This window comes from Pseudoxanthomonas sp. CF125 (assembly GCF_900104085.1).
In the GTDB taxonomy this organism is placed as follows: domain Bacteria; phylum Pseudomonadota; class Gammaproteobacteria; order Xanthomonadales; family Xanthomonadaceae; genus Pseudoxanthomonas_A.
The window spans coordinates 522511-540273 of sequence record NZ_FNLD01000001.1 but is presented as its reverse complement, the minus strand read 5'-3'; the positions used below and the strand labels follow the sequence as shown (position 1 = coordinate 540273).

The 17763-nt window shown below is 63.8% G+C and carries 11 protein-coding genes; 8 read left to right on the top strand and 3 right to left on the bottom strand.

Annotated features, from left to right (window positions below; all coding sequences use genetic code 11):
- Positions 1-137: 137 nt before the first annotated feature.
- Genes BLR66_RS02435 through BLR66_RS02425 form a run of 3 tightly spaced genes read left to right on the top strand, consistent with a single transcriptional unit; the run spans position 138 to position 5254 of the window.
- The gene (locus tag BLR66_RS02435; RefSeq protein ID WP_093280038.1) at positions 138-803 is read left to right on the top strand and encodes a TetR/AcrR family transcriptional regulator; all 666 of its coding nucleotides are present in this window, start codon (positions 138-140) and stop codon (positions 801-803) included.
- A 14-nt stretch (positions 804-817) separates the two neighbouring features.
- A complete protein-coding gene (locus BLR66_RS02430; protein WP_093280037.1) occupies positions 818-2074 on the top strand; it encodes an efflux RND transporter periplasmic adaptor subunit in 1257 nt (418 codons plus the stop codon).
- Positions 2075-2089: 15 nt separating this feature from the next.
- Positions 2090-5254 carry an efflux RND transporter permease subunit gene (locus BLR66_RS02425; protein WP_093280036.1) on the top strand — a complete coding sequence of 1055 codons (3165 nt, stop codon included), beginning with the start codon at positions 2090-2092 and terminating at the stop codon, positions 5252-5254.
- A 318-nt stretch (positions 5255-5572) separates the two neighbouring features.
- Here BLR66_RS02425 and BLR66_RS19100 read toward each other — a convergent pair whose 3' ends face one another.
- A complete protein-coding gene (locus tag BLR66_RS19100) occupies positions 5573-5710 on the bottom strand; it encodes a hypothetical protein (RefSeq protein ID WP_176943738.1) in 138 nt (45 codons plus the stop codon).
- A gap of 61 nt (positions 5711-5771) precedes the next feature.
- Between BLR66_RS19100 and BLR66_RS02420 the strand changes: the two genes are divergently transcribed.
- The 3 genes from BLR66_RS02420 (at position 5772) to BLR66_RS02410 (ending at position 12106) form a co-directional block, all read left to right on the top strand.
- On the top strand, positions 5772-6965 hold the full coding sequence (locus BLR66_RS02420) for an efflux RND transporter periplasmic adaptor subunit (RefSeq protein WP_093280035.1): 1194 nt from the start codon (positions 5772-5774) through the stop codon (positions 6963-6965).
- Positions 6966-7111: 146 nt separating this feature from the next.
- Positions 7112-10285 carry an efflux RND transporter permease subunit gene (locus BLR66_RS02415; protein ID WP_093280034.1) on the top strand — a complete coding sequence of 1058 codons (3174 nt, stop codon included), beginning with the start codon at positions 7112-7114 and terminating at the stop codon, positions 10283-10285.
- Between the two features lie 144 nt (positions 10286-10429).
- Positions 10430-12106: a M28 family peptidase gene (locus BLR66_RS02410; protein ID WP_176943737.1), complete on the top strand. Its 1677-nt coding sequence runs from the start codon at positions 10430-10432 to the stop codon at positions 12104-12106.
- An 83-nt stretch (positions 12107-12189) separates the two neighbouring features.
- Here BLR66_RS02410 and BLR66_RS02405 read toward each other — a convergent pair whose 3' ends face one another.
- On the bottom strand, positions 12190-14067 hold the full coding sequence (locus BLR66_RS02405; RefSeq protein WP_093280032.1) for a DUF885 domain-containing protein: 1878 nt from the start codon (positions 14065-14067) through the stop codon (positions 12190-12192).
- A gap of 382 nt (positions 14068-14449) precedes the next feature.
- Positions 14450-15598, bottom strand: coding sequence for an acyl-CoA dehydrogenase family protein (locus tag BLR66_RS02400; RefSeq protein ID WP_093280031.1), 1149 nt, complete (start codon positions 15596-15598; stop codon positions 14450-14452).
- 124 nt (positions 15599-15722) lie between these two features.
- Here BLR66_RS02400 and BLR66_RS02395 point away from each other — a divergent pair, with 124 nt between their 5' ends.
- Positions 15723-16652, top strand: a complete 930-nt coding sequence (locus tag BLR66_RS02395; RefSeq protein WP_093280030.1) for an ArsR/SmtB family transcription factor — start codon at positions 15723-15725, stop codon at positions 16650-16652.
- Entirely contained in the window at positions 16649-17728 is a 1080-nt protein-coding gene (locus BLR66_RS02390) for a homocysteine S-methyltransferase family protein (RefSeq protein WP_093280029.1), read from the top strand. Before BLR66_RS02395 ends, BLR66_RS02390 begins: the two co-directional genes overlap by 4 nt.
- Positions 17729-17763 lie beyond the last annotated feature (35 nt).

The window sequence follows — 17763 nt, the reverse complement described above, 5'->3', positions numbered from 1 at the left end:
ACGCGCGCACCGCTTCGCATTTTTTGAGGAAGCCGTCGGCCCGGGTCGATGAATTGCCCACACCGGTATCGAAACGGACCCTGCTTCGGGCCAGGGGACTGGTCAAATTCTGAACTGGACGGTATAGTCCAATTCCTATGCCCCCCTCCCCCAAGCCCTCTCCCGCCTTGCGGCGCCGCCAACGCGTGCACGACGCCGTGCGGCAGTTGATGGCCGAACAGGGCTTCCGGGTCAGCATGGACGCGGTGGCCGCGCGCGCCGGCTGCTCCAAACAGACCCTGTATTCGTACTTCGGCAGCAAGCAGGAGCTGATGCGCAGCGTCATGCAGGAACACCTGGACATGGCCACCGCCCGCCTGGACGACCAACACGGCGATCTACGCAGGACCCTGCTAGCGTTTGCGATGGAGCATATGCAGCGTCTGTCGGAGCCGCACGTGATCGTCACCTGCCAGCTCTTGAGCGCGGAGGCTGCCCTGTTCCCCGAAGAGGCCCGAACCCTGTACCGCGACGGTTGCGACACGCTGCAGCAGCGCCTGGCCGAATGGCTGGAGCGGGCCATGCGCCGCGGACAGCTCAGGCATGACGATCCGCACTGCTCCTCGGAACTGCTGTTGAGCATGATTGTCGGCCTGGATTTCGAACGCCAGCGTTTCGCCGTGCCGCATCGCGACACCGATGCGGCGCGTATGCGCTGGGCCGAATTCGCCGTCGATGCCTTCCTGCGCGCGTTCGCCCCGGATGCGCGCGCCCGGCCTGCCGCTTCCCCCATCGCTTTCCTTTCTCCCGTATCCAAGTCTTGACCCGGAGCTCCCCCATGACCCCCACCCTTCGACCCATCGCCTTGAGCGCCGCATTGCTTCTGGCCCTGGCAGCCTGCAAGAAGCCGGAGCAGCCTGCGCCGCCACCGCCGGAAGTTGGAGTGGTTACCGCCGCGCCGCAGACGGTGCCGCTGCAGCGCGATCTGGTCGGCCGCCTGGCCCCGTACCGCAGCTCCGACGTGCGCGCCCGCGTACCCGGCGTGCTGACCAAGCGCGTGTACCAGGAAGGCAGCGACGTGAAGGAAGGACAGGTGCTGTTCCTGATCGACCCTGCCCCGCTGCAGGCTTCCCTGAGTTCGAGCCAGGCGCAGTTGGCGTCGGCGCAGGCCAGCTATACCAACGCGCATATCGCCGCCGAACGCGCGCGCCAGCTGATCGGACAGAAGTTCATTTCCAAGTCCGACCTGGATAATGCCGAAGCCGCCGAGCGCAGCGCCGCCGCCGCGGTGCAGTCGGCCAAGGCCGGCGTGACCGGTTCGCGCATCAGCCTCGATTACGCCAGCGTGCGCGCGCCCATTTCCGGACGTGCGGGCAAGCAGCAGGTCACCGAGGGTGCGCTGGTCGGACAGGGCGATGTGACCCTGTTGACCACCATCGACCAGATCGATCCGCTGTACGTCAATTTCTCGATGAGCGTTTCCGAGCTGGAAGCGCTGCGCAAGGCGCAGGGCGCCGGCAGCGTGGCGCTGCAGGGCAACGGCAAGGCGCAGGTACAGGTGACCTTGGGAGACGGCAGCGTGTACGGCGAAACCGGCACCCTGGATTTCTCGGACGTGGTGGTGGATCCGCAGACCGGCGCGGTGTCGCTGCGGGCTCAGCTGCCGAATCCGGACAAGGTTTTGCTGCCCGGCAGCTTCGTCACCCTGAAGGCGACGCTGGGCGAGCAGAACAACGTATTCCTGGTGCCGCAAGCTGCGGTGCAGCGCGACACCATCGGCGCCTACGTGATGGTGGTCGGCAAGGACGGCAAGGTAGCGCGCAAGAACGTCGAGACTTCCGGCACCCGCGAAGGCAAATGGCTGGTGACCTCGGGTCTGGCCGCAGGCGACCAGGTCATCGCCGCTGGCCTGCAGAAGGTCAAGGAAGGCGCAACGGCCAAGGCCATACCGTGGGATCCGAATGCCGCCCCGGCTGGCGCTCCGAACGCCGCCAAGCCCGCCGCAGGTGCTCCAGCCGACGCCAAGTCCGCGCCGCAGGGCGAAAAACCCGATGCGCAGCCGCAGGGCGAAAAGCCCGCCGCGCAGCAGAACTGATCGAGGCGCCAGACCATGTCCAAGTTTTTCATCGACCATCCCGTCTTCGCATGGGTGGTGGCGATCCTGATCACACTCTCGGGTGTGATCTCGATCCTCGGGCTCGGCGTCGAGTCCTACCCCTCCATCGCCCCGCCGCAGGTCACCGTCAGCGCCACCTATCCCGGCGCCAGCGCCGATACCGCCGAAAAATCGGTCACCCAGGTGATCGAACAGCAACTGACCGGCATCGACCACCTGCTGTATTTCAGCTCCTCGTCCAGTTCCAACGGCCGGGTCAGCATCACCCTCACCTTCGAGACCGGCACCGACGCCGACATCGCCCAGGTGCAGGTGCAGAACAAGGTCGCCCTGGCCACGCCGCGCCTGCCCAGCGAAGTCACCCAGCAGGGCGTGGTGGTGGCCAAGGCCAACGCCGGCTTCCTGATGGTGGTGGGCCTGCGCTCGACCAACAGCACCATCGACCGCAACCGCCTCAACGACATCATCGGCTCACGCGTGCTGGAACAGATTTCGCGCATCCCCGGCGTCGGCAGCACCCAGCAATTCGGTTCCGAATACGCCATGAACATCTGGCTCAACCCCGACCGGCTGCAGGGCTACGGCATGTCGGCCAGCCAGGTGCTGACGGCGATCCGCGGCCAGAACGTGCAGTTCGCCGCCGGCTCGGTCGGCGCTTCGCCGCAGCCGCAGGGCCAGGGCTTCACCGCCACGGTCTCGGCCGAAGGACGCTTCAGTTCGCCCGAGCAGTTCGAGAACGTGGTACTGCGCGCCAATAGCGATGGCACCACGGTGCGGCTGAAGGACGTGGCGCGGGTCGAATTCGGCGCCCAGAGCTACGGCACCGACACTAAGTACAACGGCGCGCCCACCGGCGCCTTCGCCGTGCAGCTGCTGCCCGGCGCCAATGCATTGAATGTGGCCGGCGCCGTACGCAGCAAAATGGACGAACTGGCTCCCAGCTTCCCGCAGGGCGTGGAATGGTTTTCGCCCTACGACAGCACCACCTTCGTCAACATCTCGATCAAGGAAGTGATCAAGAGCCTGGTCGAGGCGATGGTGCTGGTGTTCCTGGTGATGCTGATCTTCCTGCAGAACTTCCGCGCCACGCTGATTCCGACCCTGGTGATTCCGGTAGCGCTGCTGGGCACGTTCCTGGGCATGAGCATCATCGGCTTCACCATCAACCAGCTGACCCTGTTCGCCATGGTGCTGGCGATCGGCATCGTGGTGGACGATGCGATCGTGGTGATCGAAAACGTCGAACGCATCATGTCGGAAGAAAAGCTTTCGCCGCGCGAGGCCACGCGCAAGGCCATGGACCAGATCACTGGCGCGGTGATCGCCATCACGGTGGTGCTGGCGGCGGTGTTCATTCCCAGCGCCCTGCAGGGCGGCGCGGCGGGCGAGATCTACAAGCAGTTCGCGCTCACCATCGCCATCGCCATGGCGTTCTCGGCGTTCCTGGCGCTGGGTTTCACCCCGGCGCTGTGCGCGACCATGCTGAAATCCGAGCACCACGACGAGAACAGGAAGCCCAACTTCATCTTCCGCATTTTCAACAAGTACTACGACAAGGTGCAGCACACCTACGTCGGCCACATCACCAGCGCCGTCAAACACGCGCCGCGCTGGATGATCCTTTTCGCGGTGCTGGCGGTGCTGACCGGCTTCCTGTTCACCCGCATCCCGGGCAGCTTCCTGCCGGAAGAGGATCAGGGTTACGCCCTGGCCATCGTGCAGCTGCCGCCTGGCGCGACCCTGGAGCGCACCAACAAGGTGTTCGAGCAGATGCGCGGCAAGCTGGACGGCATGGAGGGGATCGAGGGCATGCTGCAGATCGGCGGCTTCAGTTTCGTCGGCTCCGGCGAGAACGTCGGCATGGCTTTCATCCGGCTCAAACCATGGGACGAGCGCGACGTGGTCGCCTCCGATTTCATCGGCCAGGCCAACGGCGCGTTCTCGAGCATCAAGGAAGCGCAGATCTTCGTGGTCAACCTGCCGACGGTGCAGGGCCTGGGCCAGTTCGGCGGTTTCGACATGTGGCTGCAGGACCGTGCCGGCCTGGGCCATGAAGCCCTGAACCAGGCGCGCAACACCCTGCTCGGCGCCGCCGCGCAGAACCCGGTGCTCACCGGCGTGCGCCCGAACGGCCTGGAGAACGCTCCCCAGCTGCAACTGCACGTGGATCGTGTGCAGGCGCAGTCGATGGGCATGTCGGTCAACGACATCTATAGCGCGATCCAGCTGATGCTGGCGCCGGTGTACGTGAACGATTTCTTCTACGAGGGCCGCATCAAGCGGGTCAACCTGCAGGCCGATGCGCCGTACCGGCAAGGCCCCGAGGCGCTATCGCGCTTCTACACCCCCAGCACGCTGGCCACCGACAGCGGCGGTACCACCACCATGATTCCGCTAAGCAATGTGGTGAGCAGCGAATGGGTGACCAATCCGCCTTCGTTGACCCGCTACAACGGCTATGCGGCAGTCAACATCGTCGGTTCGCAGGCGCCTGGCCGCAGTTCGGGCGAGGCCATGAGTGCGATGGAGGAGATCGTGCGGGACAAATTGCCCGCAGGCTATGGCTACGACTGGGCCGGCATGTCCTACCAGGAGATCATCGCCGGCAACTCGGCCACGCTGCTGCTGGTGCTTTCGCTGGTGGTGGTGTTCCTGTGCCTGGCCGCGCTGTACGAGAGCTGGTCGATCCCGCTGGCGGTGATGCTGGTGGTGCCGATAGGCATCCTGGGCGCGCTGTCGTTCTCGATGCTGCGCGGGTTGCCCAACGATCTGTACTTCAAGATCGGCATGACCACGGTGATTGGTTTGGCGGCCAAGAACGCCATTCTGATCATCGAGTTCGCGGTCGAACAGCGGCGCGAAGGTAAGACCCTGCGCGAGGCCGTGGTCGAAGCGTGCCGCTTGCGTTTCCGCCCCATCCTGATGACTTCCTTCGCCTTCATCATGGGCGTGATCCCGCTGGCGGTGTCCACCGGCGCCGGCGCCAACTCGCGCCATGCCATCGGCACCGGCGTGATCGGCGGCATGCTGTTCGCCACCTTCATCGGCCTGTTGCTGATCCCGGTGTTCTTCGTGGTGGTACGGCGCATGCTGGGCGACAAGCTGGACGAGCCGTCCAAGGAATACTTGGAGCATAAGAGCCAGCCAGCGCCGCGCTGATCGCGGCATCGGGTTGGGAAAAGACCCCGGCAGCCTGCCGGGGTTTTTTTATTTACGACGCGAAGGTGCTCTGTAACAACAGTTACAATGGCTGAGAATGACCGGCAACCTGCCAATCCATGCAAAGGCGTCGCCAATGCTGGGTAAGCATGCGCATGAGTATGTCGAAACGACATGCTCCGGTTCGTCGGTTACGGGAAGCCAGCGCAATCCAGGTCCCTTCATTAGGACTACCAAGGAATCGCCAGCGCCAGCCTGTCGGACACTGTCGCAGCGTGTGCGATTGCTCGCCTGCACGATTATTAAGATGTCTTAATCTCAATCGGGGACTTTTCTTGTACTCATGCGTTCGGTATCTTTCACCTTCAGCGCCTTCCCCAGCCATGCTTTCATTCGTCCGCCCCGCATCCCGTACAGCGGCGGCGGCGGAGATGACAACCAGCGCCCGGTTTCCATTCCGCTAAATCCTGCGCACGGTCGCCACGACCCTGCCTGCCCTTTGTCCTGAGGTTACCCCATGGTCCAGAAAGAGAAGCAGAAGAAGCCCGCCTCGTTGCCTAAACGCATGTTCTGGATGCTGCTGATCGCACTGGTGGTGTTCGGCGGCGTGTTCGGGATCAAGGCGATGATCGGGTCGCAGACCAACAAGTTCTTCGACAACATGCCGCAGCCGGCATCGGCGGTGACGGCCTATACCGCCAAGCAGGAACAGTGGACCGATGCGCAGGAAGCCGTGGGCACCTTCGTCGCGATCAACGGCACCGACGTCACCACCGAAGCCGGCGGCGTGGTCAAGGAACTCACCTTCGAGGCCGGCCAGCCGGTCAAGGCCGGCACAGTGCTGGTGCGGCTCAATACCGCCAACGAACTGGCGACGCTGAAATCGCTCGAAGCCACCGCCAGATTGACGGCGGTCCAACGCGACCGCTGGCGCACGCTGGGCAAGGACAAGCTGGTGTCCCAGGACGAAGTCGAACAGCGCGCCACCGCAGCGGCCAGCGCCCAGGCCGACGCCGATGCGCAACGCGCCCTGATTTCGCAGAAGACCATCCGCGCCCCGTTCGATGGCGTGCTCGGCCTGCGCAGGGTCAATCTGGGCCAGTTCGTCAATCCGGGCGATCCTATCGTCAGCCTGCAGGCGCTCGATCCGATCTATCTGGATTTCTCGCTGCCGGAGCAGCGTATCGGCGAAGTCACCCTGGGCCTGCCGGTCCGCGCCACGGTCGATGGGCTGCCGGGCCAGGTATTCGAGGGCAAGATCACCGCCGTCGAACCCCAGATCGATACCGACACCCGCAACTTCAAGGCGCAGGCGACCCTGCAGAACGGCGAAGGCAATCTGCGTCCGGGCGCGTTCGCGCACGTCAATTTCAACACCGGCGCCGAGCAGAAGGTGATCGTGATTCCGCAGACGGCGATCAGCTTCAACCCTTACGGCAATTCGGTGTACGTGATCTCGGAAGTGCCCCGCGGCAAGGACGAGAAGGATATGCAGGGCAAACCGCTTACCGGTTCCAAATTGCTGGTCAAGCAACGCTTCGTCAAGACCGGCGCCACCCGCGGCGATCTTGTCGCGGTGACCGATGGCCTCAAGCCCGGCGAACGCGTGGTCACCAGCGGTCTGCTGAAGCTGCGCAACGATGCCGAAGTGACGATCAACAACAAGGTGCAGCCGGCCTCCAGCGAAACGCCGACACCGGAAAACCGCTAGAACTTCGCTCCCTCCCCAGCGACTGCCGGGGAGGGCTGGGGAAGGGTTGCGTCGGCGCGAGCATCGCTTGATTGCGCAAGGCACCCCCTTCCAACCTCCCCCTGCAGTCGCTGGGGGAGGGGCAGAAATCCCTCTTGAGGTCCGCGATGAAATTCACCGATATCTTCGTCAACAAACCGGTACTGGCGATCGTCGTCAGCCTGTTCATCCTGCTGTTCGGCCTGCGCGCGTTCACCTCGCTCAACGTGCGCGAGTATCCGGAACTGCAGAATGCGGTCATCAACGTCAGCACCACCTATTTCGGCGCCGACGCGGACCTGATCCAGGGCTTCATCACCACTCCGCTGGAGCGCGAGATCGCCAGCGCCGACGGCATCGAGTACCTGACTTCCTCCAGCTCCGCCGGCATCAGCACCATCCAGGCCTATATCCGCCTGGACCAGGATCCGAACCAGGCGCTGACCCAGATCTCTGCCAAGGTCAACAAGATGCGCGGCGAACTGCCGCAGGAATCCGAAGACCCGGTGATCGACCTGCAGCAGGGCCAGCAGATCGCCGCGATGTACGTGTCCTTCGCCAGTGAAGTGCTCAACAACAATCAGATCACCGATTATCTCACTCGCGTGGTCCAGCCCAAGCTGGCGACCATCCCGGGCGTGCAGCGCGCCGATATCCTGGGCGCCGGCTCGTTCGCGATGCGCGTGTGGCTCAAGCCCGACCGCATGACCGCGTTGCAGGTCACCGCCAGCGACGTCAGCAAGGCGCTGCAATCCAACAACGTGCTGTCGGCGCTGGGTTCGACCAAGGGCGAAATGGTCGCCATCGACTTGACCGCACGCACCGACCTGCGTACGCCCGAGGAATTCCGCGCTCTGGTCGTGCGCGAGCAGAACGGCGCGATCGTGCGGCTGGGCGACGTGGCCGACGTCGTGCTGGGTTCGGAAAACTACGGCACCTCGGTGCGCATCAATGGCGATGCGGCGACCTTCATGGGCATCTTCGTGGCCCCCGACGCCAACTCGCTGGACGTGATCAAGGAAGTGCGCAAGGCCTGGGACGGCGAGATCGTCCCGCAGCTGCCCGAGGGCATGAAAGGCACGATCCCCTACGACAGCACCGAGGCGATCCAGGACGCCATCAACGAGGTCATCAGTACGATCGTGGAAGCGGTGATCATCGTGATCGTGGTGATCTTCCTGTTCCTGGGCTCGTTCCGCAGCGTGCTGATTCCGGCGGTGACAGTACCGCTGTCGCTGATCGGCGCGCTGTTCCTGATGCTGCTGATGGGCTTCACCATCAATCTGCTGACGTTGCTGGCGATGGTGCTGGCGATCGGCATCGTGGTGGACGATGCGATCATCGTGCTGGAGAACGTGCACCGCCACATCGAGGAAGGCATGTCGCCGTACGATGCCGCGATCCGCGGCGCGCGCGAGCTGGCCTGGCCGGTGGTGGCCATGACCACCACGCTGGTCGCGGTGTACCTGCCGATCGGTTTCCAGGGTGGTCTGACCGGCGTGCTGTTCACCGAATTCGCCTTCACCCTGGCCGGTTCGGTGCTGCTGTCGGGCGTGATCGCTTTGACGCTGACGCCGATGATGTGCGCCAAGATCCTCAAGCCGCACAGCGAAGGCGGCAAGGGCAAGCTGGAGAAGTGGCTGGACGAGCGCTTCGAGTGGCTGCGTCAGGGCTACCAGGGAAAACTGCACGGAGCACTGGAAACCAAGGGCGTGATCGCCATTTTCGGCGCCATCGTGTTCGTGTCCTGCATCTTCCTGTTCATGGGCTCGCCCAAGGAACCGGCACCGGCCGAGGACCAGGGCTTCATCTTTTCGATCGGCAGCGCCGATCCATCCGCCACGCTCGACTACGTGGAGCGCTACACCGAAGAGATCACCAAGATTGCCAAGGACGTGCCGGAAGTGGAGAACTATTTCCTCTTCAACGGCGGCTTCGGCAGCGGCGGCGGCGCCAGCAACAGCGCGATCGCCGGCTTCGTGCTCAGGCCCTGGAGCGAGCGCGAGCGCTCGACCAAGCAGGTGCTCGAGCAGGAGCTGCAGCCGAAGATCTCCGAGGTCACCGGCCTGAACGTGTTCGCGCTGATCCCCCCTGCCCTGCCTACTGCAGGCGGAGACGGCGGCGGCGAGTTCATCATCGGCGGTATCGGTTCGCTGCAGCAGCTGCAGGAACTGGCCGACGCCGTGCTGGCCAAGGCCATGGCCAGCAAGCGCTTCATCTTCCTGGACAAGGACCTGAAGATCGACAAGCCGCGCATCGAAGTGCAGATCGACCGCGACAAGGCGGCCTCGCTCGGCATCGACATGCAGACTTTATCGGCCGACATGGCGGCGATGCTTTCCGGCGGCTACACCAACCGCTTCGCGATGCAGAACCGCTCCTACCGGGTGATCCCGCAGGTTCAGCGCAGCGACCGGCTCAACGCCGAGCAACTGGGCAACTACTACACCCGCACCCGCGATGGCGAGCTGATTCCTTTATCGACCATCGTCACCCTGAAGGAAAGCGCGCAGCCGCAGACGCTCAAGCGCTTCCAGCAGCTCAACGCGGTCGGCATCACCTTCGCGCCGCGTCCGGGCGTGAGCAAGGGCGAGGCGCTGGAGATCCTGGACCAGGCGGCGAAGGAAGTGCTGCCGCAGGGCTACAGCGTGGACTACGCCGGCGAATCGCGGCAGTTCAAGCAGGAAGGCGCGACCATGCTGGTCACCCTGCTGTTCGCGCTGATCATCATCTTCCTGGTGCTGTCGGCGCAGTTCGAGAGCTTCCGCGACGCGATCATCATGCTGATCACCGTGCCGATGGCCATTTGCGGCGCGCTGCTGGTGCTCAATGTACTGGCGATATTGAGCGGCATACTCGGGTTCTCGGGCATCGAAGCCTTCCCGGGCATGAGCATCAACATCTACACCCAGGTCGGTCTGGTGACGCTGGTGGGCGTGATCTCCAAGCACGGCATCCTGATCGTGGAGTTCGCCAACAAGCTGCAGATCGAAAAGGGCCTGAGCAAGCGCGAGGCGATCGAGGAAGCGACCGCCATCCGCCTGCGTCCGGTGCTGATGACCACCGCTGCACTGGTGTTCGCCATGATCCCGTTGCTGATCGCCAGCGGTCCGGGCGCGGCGGCGCGCTTCTCGATGGGCATGGTGATCGCCTCGGGCATGACCATCGGCACCGCATTCACTCTGTTCGTGCTGCCGGCGTTCTATCTCTACCTCGCCCAGGACCACAGCAAGGCGCATGCGCAGGCCAAGGACGACGATGCGGAACCGTCGCTGCCCACGGTAACGTCGATGCCGCATTGACGCTGCGGCTCCGGCGGTGGTCCGAGACCATCGCCGGGGCTTCCATCCCGGGTGTTGTCCGTTTTTGGCGTTGTGCGTTCCGGCACTCGGTGGGCCTGCAATCAGCATGCTAGGGTTCCGGCTCCTTCGATGGAGCCGTTGCCCATGCCCCGCAGTATCCCCTTGATCCTTGCGCTTGCCTGCCTGGCCGCATGCAAACCCGAGCCTGCCCCGGCACCGGAAACAGCAACACAGGCTCCTTCCGCAAGCGCTTCCTCCGATGAAGCCAAGCGCATCGAAACCGACGTGCGTTACCTGGCCGACGACAAGCTGGAAGGACGCGACACCGGCACGCCGGGCTACGACCTTGCGGCCGAGTACGTGGCCAGCCGCTATGCCAAGATGGGCCTGAAGCCGGCGGGAGATGACGGGACCTTCTTCCAGCGCGTTCCACTGTTGAAGGCGCTACGCCAGGAACAGGGGGCGGCCTTCACCATCGAGCGTGACGGCGGCAAGGTTTCGTTGAAATTCCGCGATGAATTCCTGCCCAGCCTCAACTACAACACGCCTTCGCATTCGCTGACCGCACCGGCGGTATTCGTCGGCCAGGGCGTGTACGCGCCGGACCTGGGGCAGGACGATTTCGCCGGAGTCGAGGTGCGCGGCAAGATCGCGGTGCTGTTTCCGGGTGCGCCCGCACGTTTCGACAACGACCGCCGCGCTTTCTATTCGTCCGGCACCCAGAAGCTGCGCACATTGTCGGAGAGGGGCGCGACTGGGGTCGTGTTCGTGGGCACTCCGCAGTACGAGGAGCGCGGGCCTTGGGCGAGCTCTGCCGCGAAGTGGAGCATGCCCGGTATGCGCCTGCGCGCCGAGAACGGCACCGGCATCGATACATTTCCGCAGTTGAAGGCGGGCGCCTCGGTCAGCGCGGCCATGGCCAAGGCGATCTTCGCCGGCAGCGGGCACGAAGCGGACGCTTTGTTCAAGGCCGCCGCGGACGGGCAGCTGAAGGCATTCGACTTGCCGGGCACACTGACCCTGGCGGGACGAACCCGCATCGAACCGGCCGAGTCGCGCAATGTCGTGGCCAGGCTGGATGGCAGCGACGCCGCCTTGGGCCGCGAATTCATCGCCTATACCGCGCATCTCGATCATATCGGCGTGGGCGCGGCGGTCAACGGCGACCGCATCTACAACGGAGCCATGGACAACGCACTGGGCGTCTCGGTGATGCTGGAAGCGGCCAGGCAGTTGACCGATGCCGCGAACAAACCCAAGCGCTCGCTACTGTTCATCGCACTGACCGGCGAGGAGAAGGGTTTGTTGGGCGCCGAATGGTTCGCCTCGCACCCCACCGTACCCAAGACCGACCTGGTGGCCAACATCAACATGGACATGCCGGTGCTGCTGGTGCCGGCCAAGGATGTAGTGCCGATCGGCTTGGAGCATTCGACGTTGAAGACCGCGCTGGATACCGCGGCCAAGGAAATCGGCGTGGGGCTGTCGGCCGATCCGTTTCCGGAAGAGGTAGTGTTCGTGCGCAGCGATCAGTACGCCTTCGTGCGTGCGGGCATTCCGGCGGTCTATCTGGATGGCGGTATAGAGCCTGCTGCGATTGGCGGTGCGAGTCCGAAGGAAGCCTTGGACAAGTTCCTGCGCACTTGCTATCACCAGCCCTGCGACGATGCCTCGCAACCGATCCAGTACGAGGATGCGGCCCGTTTGGCGCGCCTCAACGCGCGCATCGGCGTACTGATCGGCGATGCGGCCGAGCGGCCGCGCTGGAACAAGGGCGATTTCTTCGGCGACCGTTTCGCACCGGCTGCGAAAGCGCCCTGACGCCCACCGTCATTGTCCGCACAAAAAACCCCGGCCAAGCCGGGGTTTTTCTTTGTCGGACAGATCTGGTCCCAGCGCGCAATCTACTTCGCGGGGGCCGCCTGACCTTTCTGGCTGGCAATCCACTGATCCACCCGCTTCTCCAGCAAAGTAAGCGGTAGTGCGCCACCGCCCAGCACCGTATCGTGGAAACCCTTGATGTCGAACTTGTCGCCCAGTTCGGTCTCCGCTTTCTTGCGCAGTTCCTGGATGCGGATCATGCCGATCTTGTAGGCCGTGGCCTGCCCCGGCATGATCAGATAACGCCGCACTTCCGAACGGATCGCCGCCAGCGGCACGGCGCTGTTGTCGTCGAAATACTTGATCGCCTGCTCCTCGGTCCAGCCCTTCGCATGCAGGCCGGTATCCACCACCAGACGGATCGCGCGCCACATCTCCGAGCTCAGACGGCCGAACTCCGAATAAGGGTCCTGATAGGTGTTGGGCATCTCCTTGGCCAGCCATTCCGAATACAAACCCCAGCCTTCCTGATAAGCGGTGAAACCGGCCTGCGTACGGAACTTGGGCACGCCGGTGAGTTCCTGCGCGATGGAGATCTGCATGTGATGGCCCGGCAGGCCTTCGTGGTAGGCGATGACTTCCAGCTCCGGCTTCGGCATCGCGCTCATGTCGGACAGATGAGCGTAGTACACGCCCGGGCGCGAGCCGTCCGGCGTACCAGGGAAGTAATGCTGGGCCGCGCCATCCTGTTCTCGGAAGGCCTCCACACGCTTGACCACCAGGTCAGCCTTCGGCAGCAGGCCGAAGTAGTTCGGCAGCTCTTTCTTGATATTGGCGATGACCCGCGTGGCCTCATCGATATATGCCTGGCGTCCGGCGTCGGTGTTGGGGAAATTAAATTGCGGATCGCTGTCGATGAAGGCGAAGAAAGCGTCCAGGTCGCCCTTGAAGCCGACCTTGTCCTTCAGCGCGGTCATTTCGCCCTTGATGCGCTCCACTTCCTTCAGGCCCAGCGCATGGATCTCCTCGGCCGTCATGCCGGTGGTGGTCATCAGGCGCAAGCGGTACTCGTAGTAGGCCTTGCCGTTGGGGTGCGTGCTGCCCACGCCTGTGGCGTTGACTGCGGCATTCGGCAGATCTTCCTCGCACCAGGCGATCACGCGGTCGTAGGCGGGCTTGAACTGCTCAAGCAGCGCCTTGCGCGCCTCTTCTTTCAACGCGGCCGCGCGCGTAGCGTCGATCTTGCCGCTCTTCACCAGCGCATCGGCCTTGGCCTGCGCGTCCGCCCAGATCGCCGAATCCTTGCCCGCCGAGAATGGCGCACCGGCGATCACCTTTCGCGACTGATCGATGACGCCTTCATAAGCGAACTTGGGCGGGCGGATGCCCTGCCCGGCCGACTTGCGGGCACGTTCCAGCAACTGGTCGAATGCGCGCGCGGTGGCCTTCAGACGGGAGACGTAGGCGGTGTAGTCGGATTCTTCTTCCACCTTGTGGAAACTGATCAGCACGGTGGGCAGGAAACTCTGCGCGCCGTTCATTTGATCGAAGCTGTAGCTGTCGTCCAGGAAAGGCAGGCCGGCCTTGGCGTCCTCATATTGCAGTTTCCACAGGTCGTAGGAAAACTTGCCTTCGTCGCTGAGCTTGGCGTAGTCGAAGGTCTTTTCCATCTCCTCGACGCTGGCCTTCTGCCAGGCCACCTGGTCGATCTGGCTCTTCTCCGACAGATCATCCAATTGATCGTACAGATCCTTGCGCCCCTGGAAGGTCAGCTGCAACGGGCTGAAGCGCAGTTGTTCTTCGTACTTCTTCTCGAACCACTGGTTAAGGCGTTCGGTTTCTGCGGCGATGTCGGCCTGGGAAGCGGCGACTGCGGGCTTCGTGGCGGTGTCGGACGAAGGCGCGCGGTCGCAAGCGATCAGGGCCAGCGCCAGGGCACAGACGATCAAGGTTTTACGCATCGGGTTCTCCAGTAGAGGCACGGCGGTTAAGGGCATAAGGCATGTCCAACCGCCGAACTCTAACGGATCGGAGCGATCCCGTCCGCTGCACGCATTCCACAACCGTATCGCTGGCAGGCTTCGCTCTTGCTTTGCTTGCTTTGCTTGCTTTGCTTGCTTTGCTTGCTTTGCTTGCTTTGCTTGCTTTGCCCCCTTTGGGAAAGGGGGCTACGGGGGATTTGCTTTTGATCTTGCTCTGCGCGAAGAGCAAATCCCCCTCGATCCCCCTTTTTCAAAGGGGGAGGCCATCCGACTTGTGCAGGGAGGACTGCAATCGACCGCTTCGATCATTCTCCAACATAATCATTCAGCAACATACAAGCGATCCGCAGATCCTCGAATCTCAGCGCAAACCCGTTTCGTTGCGGGCGATCACAAGGCGCTGGATCTCGCTGGTGCCCTCGTAGATCTCGGTGATCTTGGCGTCGCGGAAATAGCGCTCCAGCGGCATTTCCTTCGAATAGCCCATGCCGCCGTGGATCTGCACGGCCTGATGGGTGATCCACATCGCCGCCTCGGATGCGGTGAGTTTGGCGATGGCCGCCTCGTTGCTGAAGCGTTGGTCCTGGCCCTTCACCCATGCCGCGCGCAGGGTCAACAACAAGGCCGCGTCCAGCTTGCACTTCATGTCGGCGATCTTGGCCTGGGTCATCTGGAAGGTACCGATGGCCGCACCGAAGGCTTTGCGCTCTTTCACGTATTCCAGCGTCGCCTCGTACGCCGCCCGGGCGATGCCGATGGCCTGCGAGGCGATGCCGATACGGCCCGCGTCCAGCACGCCCATGGCGATCTTGAAGCCCTCGCCTTCGGCGCCCAGCACATCCTCGGCGGCGACCACATAATCCTGGAACTCGATCTCGCAGGTGGCCGAAGCACGGATGCCCAGCTTCGGTTCGGTCTTGCCGCGGTGGAAACCGGGATTGGCGGTGTCCACCAGGAACGCGGTGATGCCGCGCGCGCCCTTGTCCGGTTCGCTCATGGCGAACAGCACGATGTACTTGGCTACCGGTCCGGAAGTGATCCAGCTCTTCTTTCCGTTGATCACATAACTGCCGTCGGCCTGTTTCACCGCGCGGCAACGCATGGCGGTGGCGTCGGAACCGGATTGCGGCTCGGTCAGCGCGAAGGCGCCGATTTCGCGGCCCTCGGCGATCGCGCGCACGTACTTCTGCTTCTGCGCTTCGGTGCCGTTCCTCAGGATGCCGTTGCAGAACAGCGAGTTGTTGACCGACATGATGGTCGAATGGGCCGCGTCGCCGGCGGCGATCTCGACCATGGCCAGCACGTAGGCGATGGGATCCATGCCGGCGCCGCCGTATTCCTCGGGCACCTCGATGCCCATCAGGCCGTTCTCGCCCAGCAGGCGGATGTTCTCCAGCGGGAACTCGCCCACCCGGTCGAAGTGCTCGGCGCTGGGCGCGATTTTCTCCTGCGCGATACGCCGCGCCACGTCCTGAAGCATCAACTGTTCTTCGGTGAATCCGAAATCCACGGCAAACCCCTTCCTGTAAGCATGTCCGCCCATTGTACCGGGGCCACCCTACGCGGGCGTACGCGGCTTGACCCGGCGCCCGCCACGGCGGACAATATCTTTATATCGCGATAGGAAGATATGTATGGATCTGGAAGCCTGGTCGACCCGGCTCAAGGTATTCGCCGATGCCACCCGCGTGCGCCTGCTGGTGCTGCTGGCCTCCGAAGAACTGACCGTGGCCGAGCTTTCGGCCATCACCCAGCTGGCCCAGCCCCGGGTTTCCACCCATCTGGCGAAATTGAAGGAAGCCGGCCTGGTGCGCGACCGCCGCGCCGGGGTTTCGGCGTATTACCGTTTCGATGAAGACAATCTGGACAACGCCCAACGCGAACTGTGGCGCAGCCTGCGTCAGGGCAGCGACGATCCGCTGCTGCGCCAGGACGCCGAGCGGGTACCGTCGGTGCTGGCCTCGCGCGCGGCCGAACAGAATTGGGCCGACAGCGTGGCCGGCGACATGGAGCGGCACTATTCCCCCGGCCGCACCTGGGAGGCGCTGGCGCGGACCGCGCTGCCGCTGCTGGAAACCGGCGACGTACTGGATATCGCTTCCGGCGACGGCGTGCTGGCGGAATTGCTGTCGCCGCACGCCAAGCGTTACGTCTGCATCGACACCAGCGCCCGCGTGGTGGCGGCCGCGGGCGAGCGCCTGCGCCGTTTCCCCAACGTGGAAGTGCGCGAAGGCGACATGCATGCCCTGCCCTTCAAGGACAACAGTTTCGACCTTGTGGTCTTGATGCACGCCCTCACTTATTCCGCCAAACCCGCGCAGGCGGTGGCCGAAGCGGCCCGCGTGCTGCGTCGTGGCGGACGCCTGCTGCTCAGCAGCCTGGCCAAACACGAGCACCAGGCCGCGGTGCAGGCTTATGGCCACCTCAACCTGGGTTTCACAGACAAGGAACTGCGCAAGTTCGCCGAGAAAGCCGGCCTGCAGGTCTCCAACCTGGGCACGGTGACCCGCGAGCGCCGCCCGCCGCATTTCGAAGTGATCTCGCTGATAGGAGTCAAACCATGAAGACCCTGCTCTGGTTGAATCCGGCGCGCGCGCAAGCGCTGCAGAACGCCTTGTCCGAACGCATCCTGATCATCGATGGCGCCATGGGCACCATGATCCAGCGCCATCGCCTGGAGGAAGCCGACTACCGTGGCGAACGCTTCGTAGACGGCTTCGACAGCGCGCACGTCCACGACGGCCAATGCGGCCACGACCTGAAGGGCAACAACGATCTGCTGCTGCTGAGCAAGCCGGAAGTCATCGCCGGCGTGCACACCGAGTATCTGGAAGCCGGCGCGGACCTGGTCGAGACCAACACCTTCAACGCCACCTCGATCAGCCAGGCCGATTACCACCTGGAGCACCTGGTCTATGAATTGAACAAGGAAGGCGCACGCGTCGCACGCGCCTGCTGCGACGCGATGGAAGTCAAGACGCCCGGCAAGCCGCGCTTCGTGATCGGTGTGCTCGGCCCCACCAGCCGCACCGCTTCCATCAGTCCCGACGTCAACGACCCAGGCTACCGCAATACCAACTTCGACGAGCTGCGGGCTACCTACCGCGAAGCCATCGAAGGACTGATCGACGGTGGCGCCGACACGATCATGGTGGAAACCATTTTCGACACGCTCAACGCCAAGGCCGCGCTGTACGCGGTGGAAGAAGTGTTCGAGGCGCGCGGCGGCCGTCTGCCGGTGATGATCTCCGGCACCATCACCGACGCGTCGGGACGCACGCTTTCCGGCCAGACCGCCGAGGCGTTCTACGCTTCCGTGGCGCACGGCAAACCGTTGTCGGTGGGCCTGAACTGCGCGCTGGGCGCCAAGGACCTGCGCGAACACGTGGAAACCCTGGCGCGCGTGGCCGATGGTTACGTCAGCGCGCATCCCAACGCCGGCCTGCCCAATGCCTTCGGCGAGTACGACGAAACCCCGGAAGAAATGGCGGAGACCCTGAAGGAGTTCGCAGAGTCCGGATTGCTCAATCTGGTGGGCGGCTGCTGCGGCACGACTCCGGCGCACATCAAGGCGATCGCCGAAGCCGTGGCTGGTCTCGCACCGCGCCGATTGCCTGCCGCGCTTGCCCATGCCGCTTGAATCGATTGCGCGTAGGTCGGGGCTACGCCCCCGAC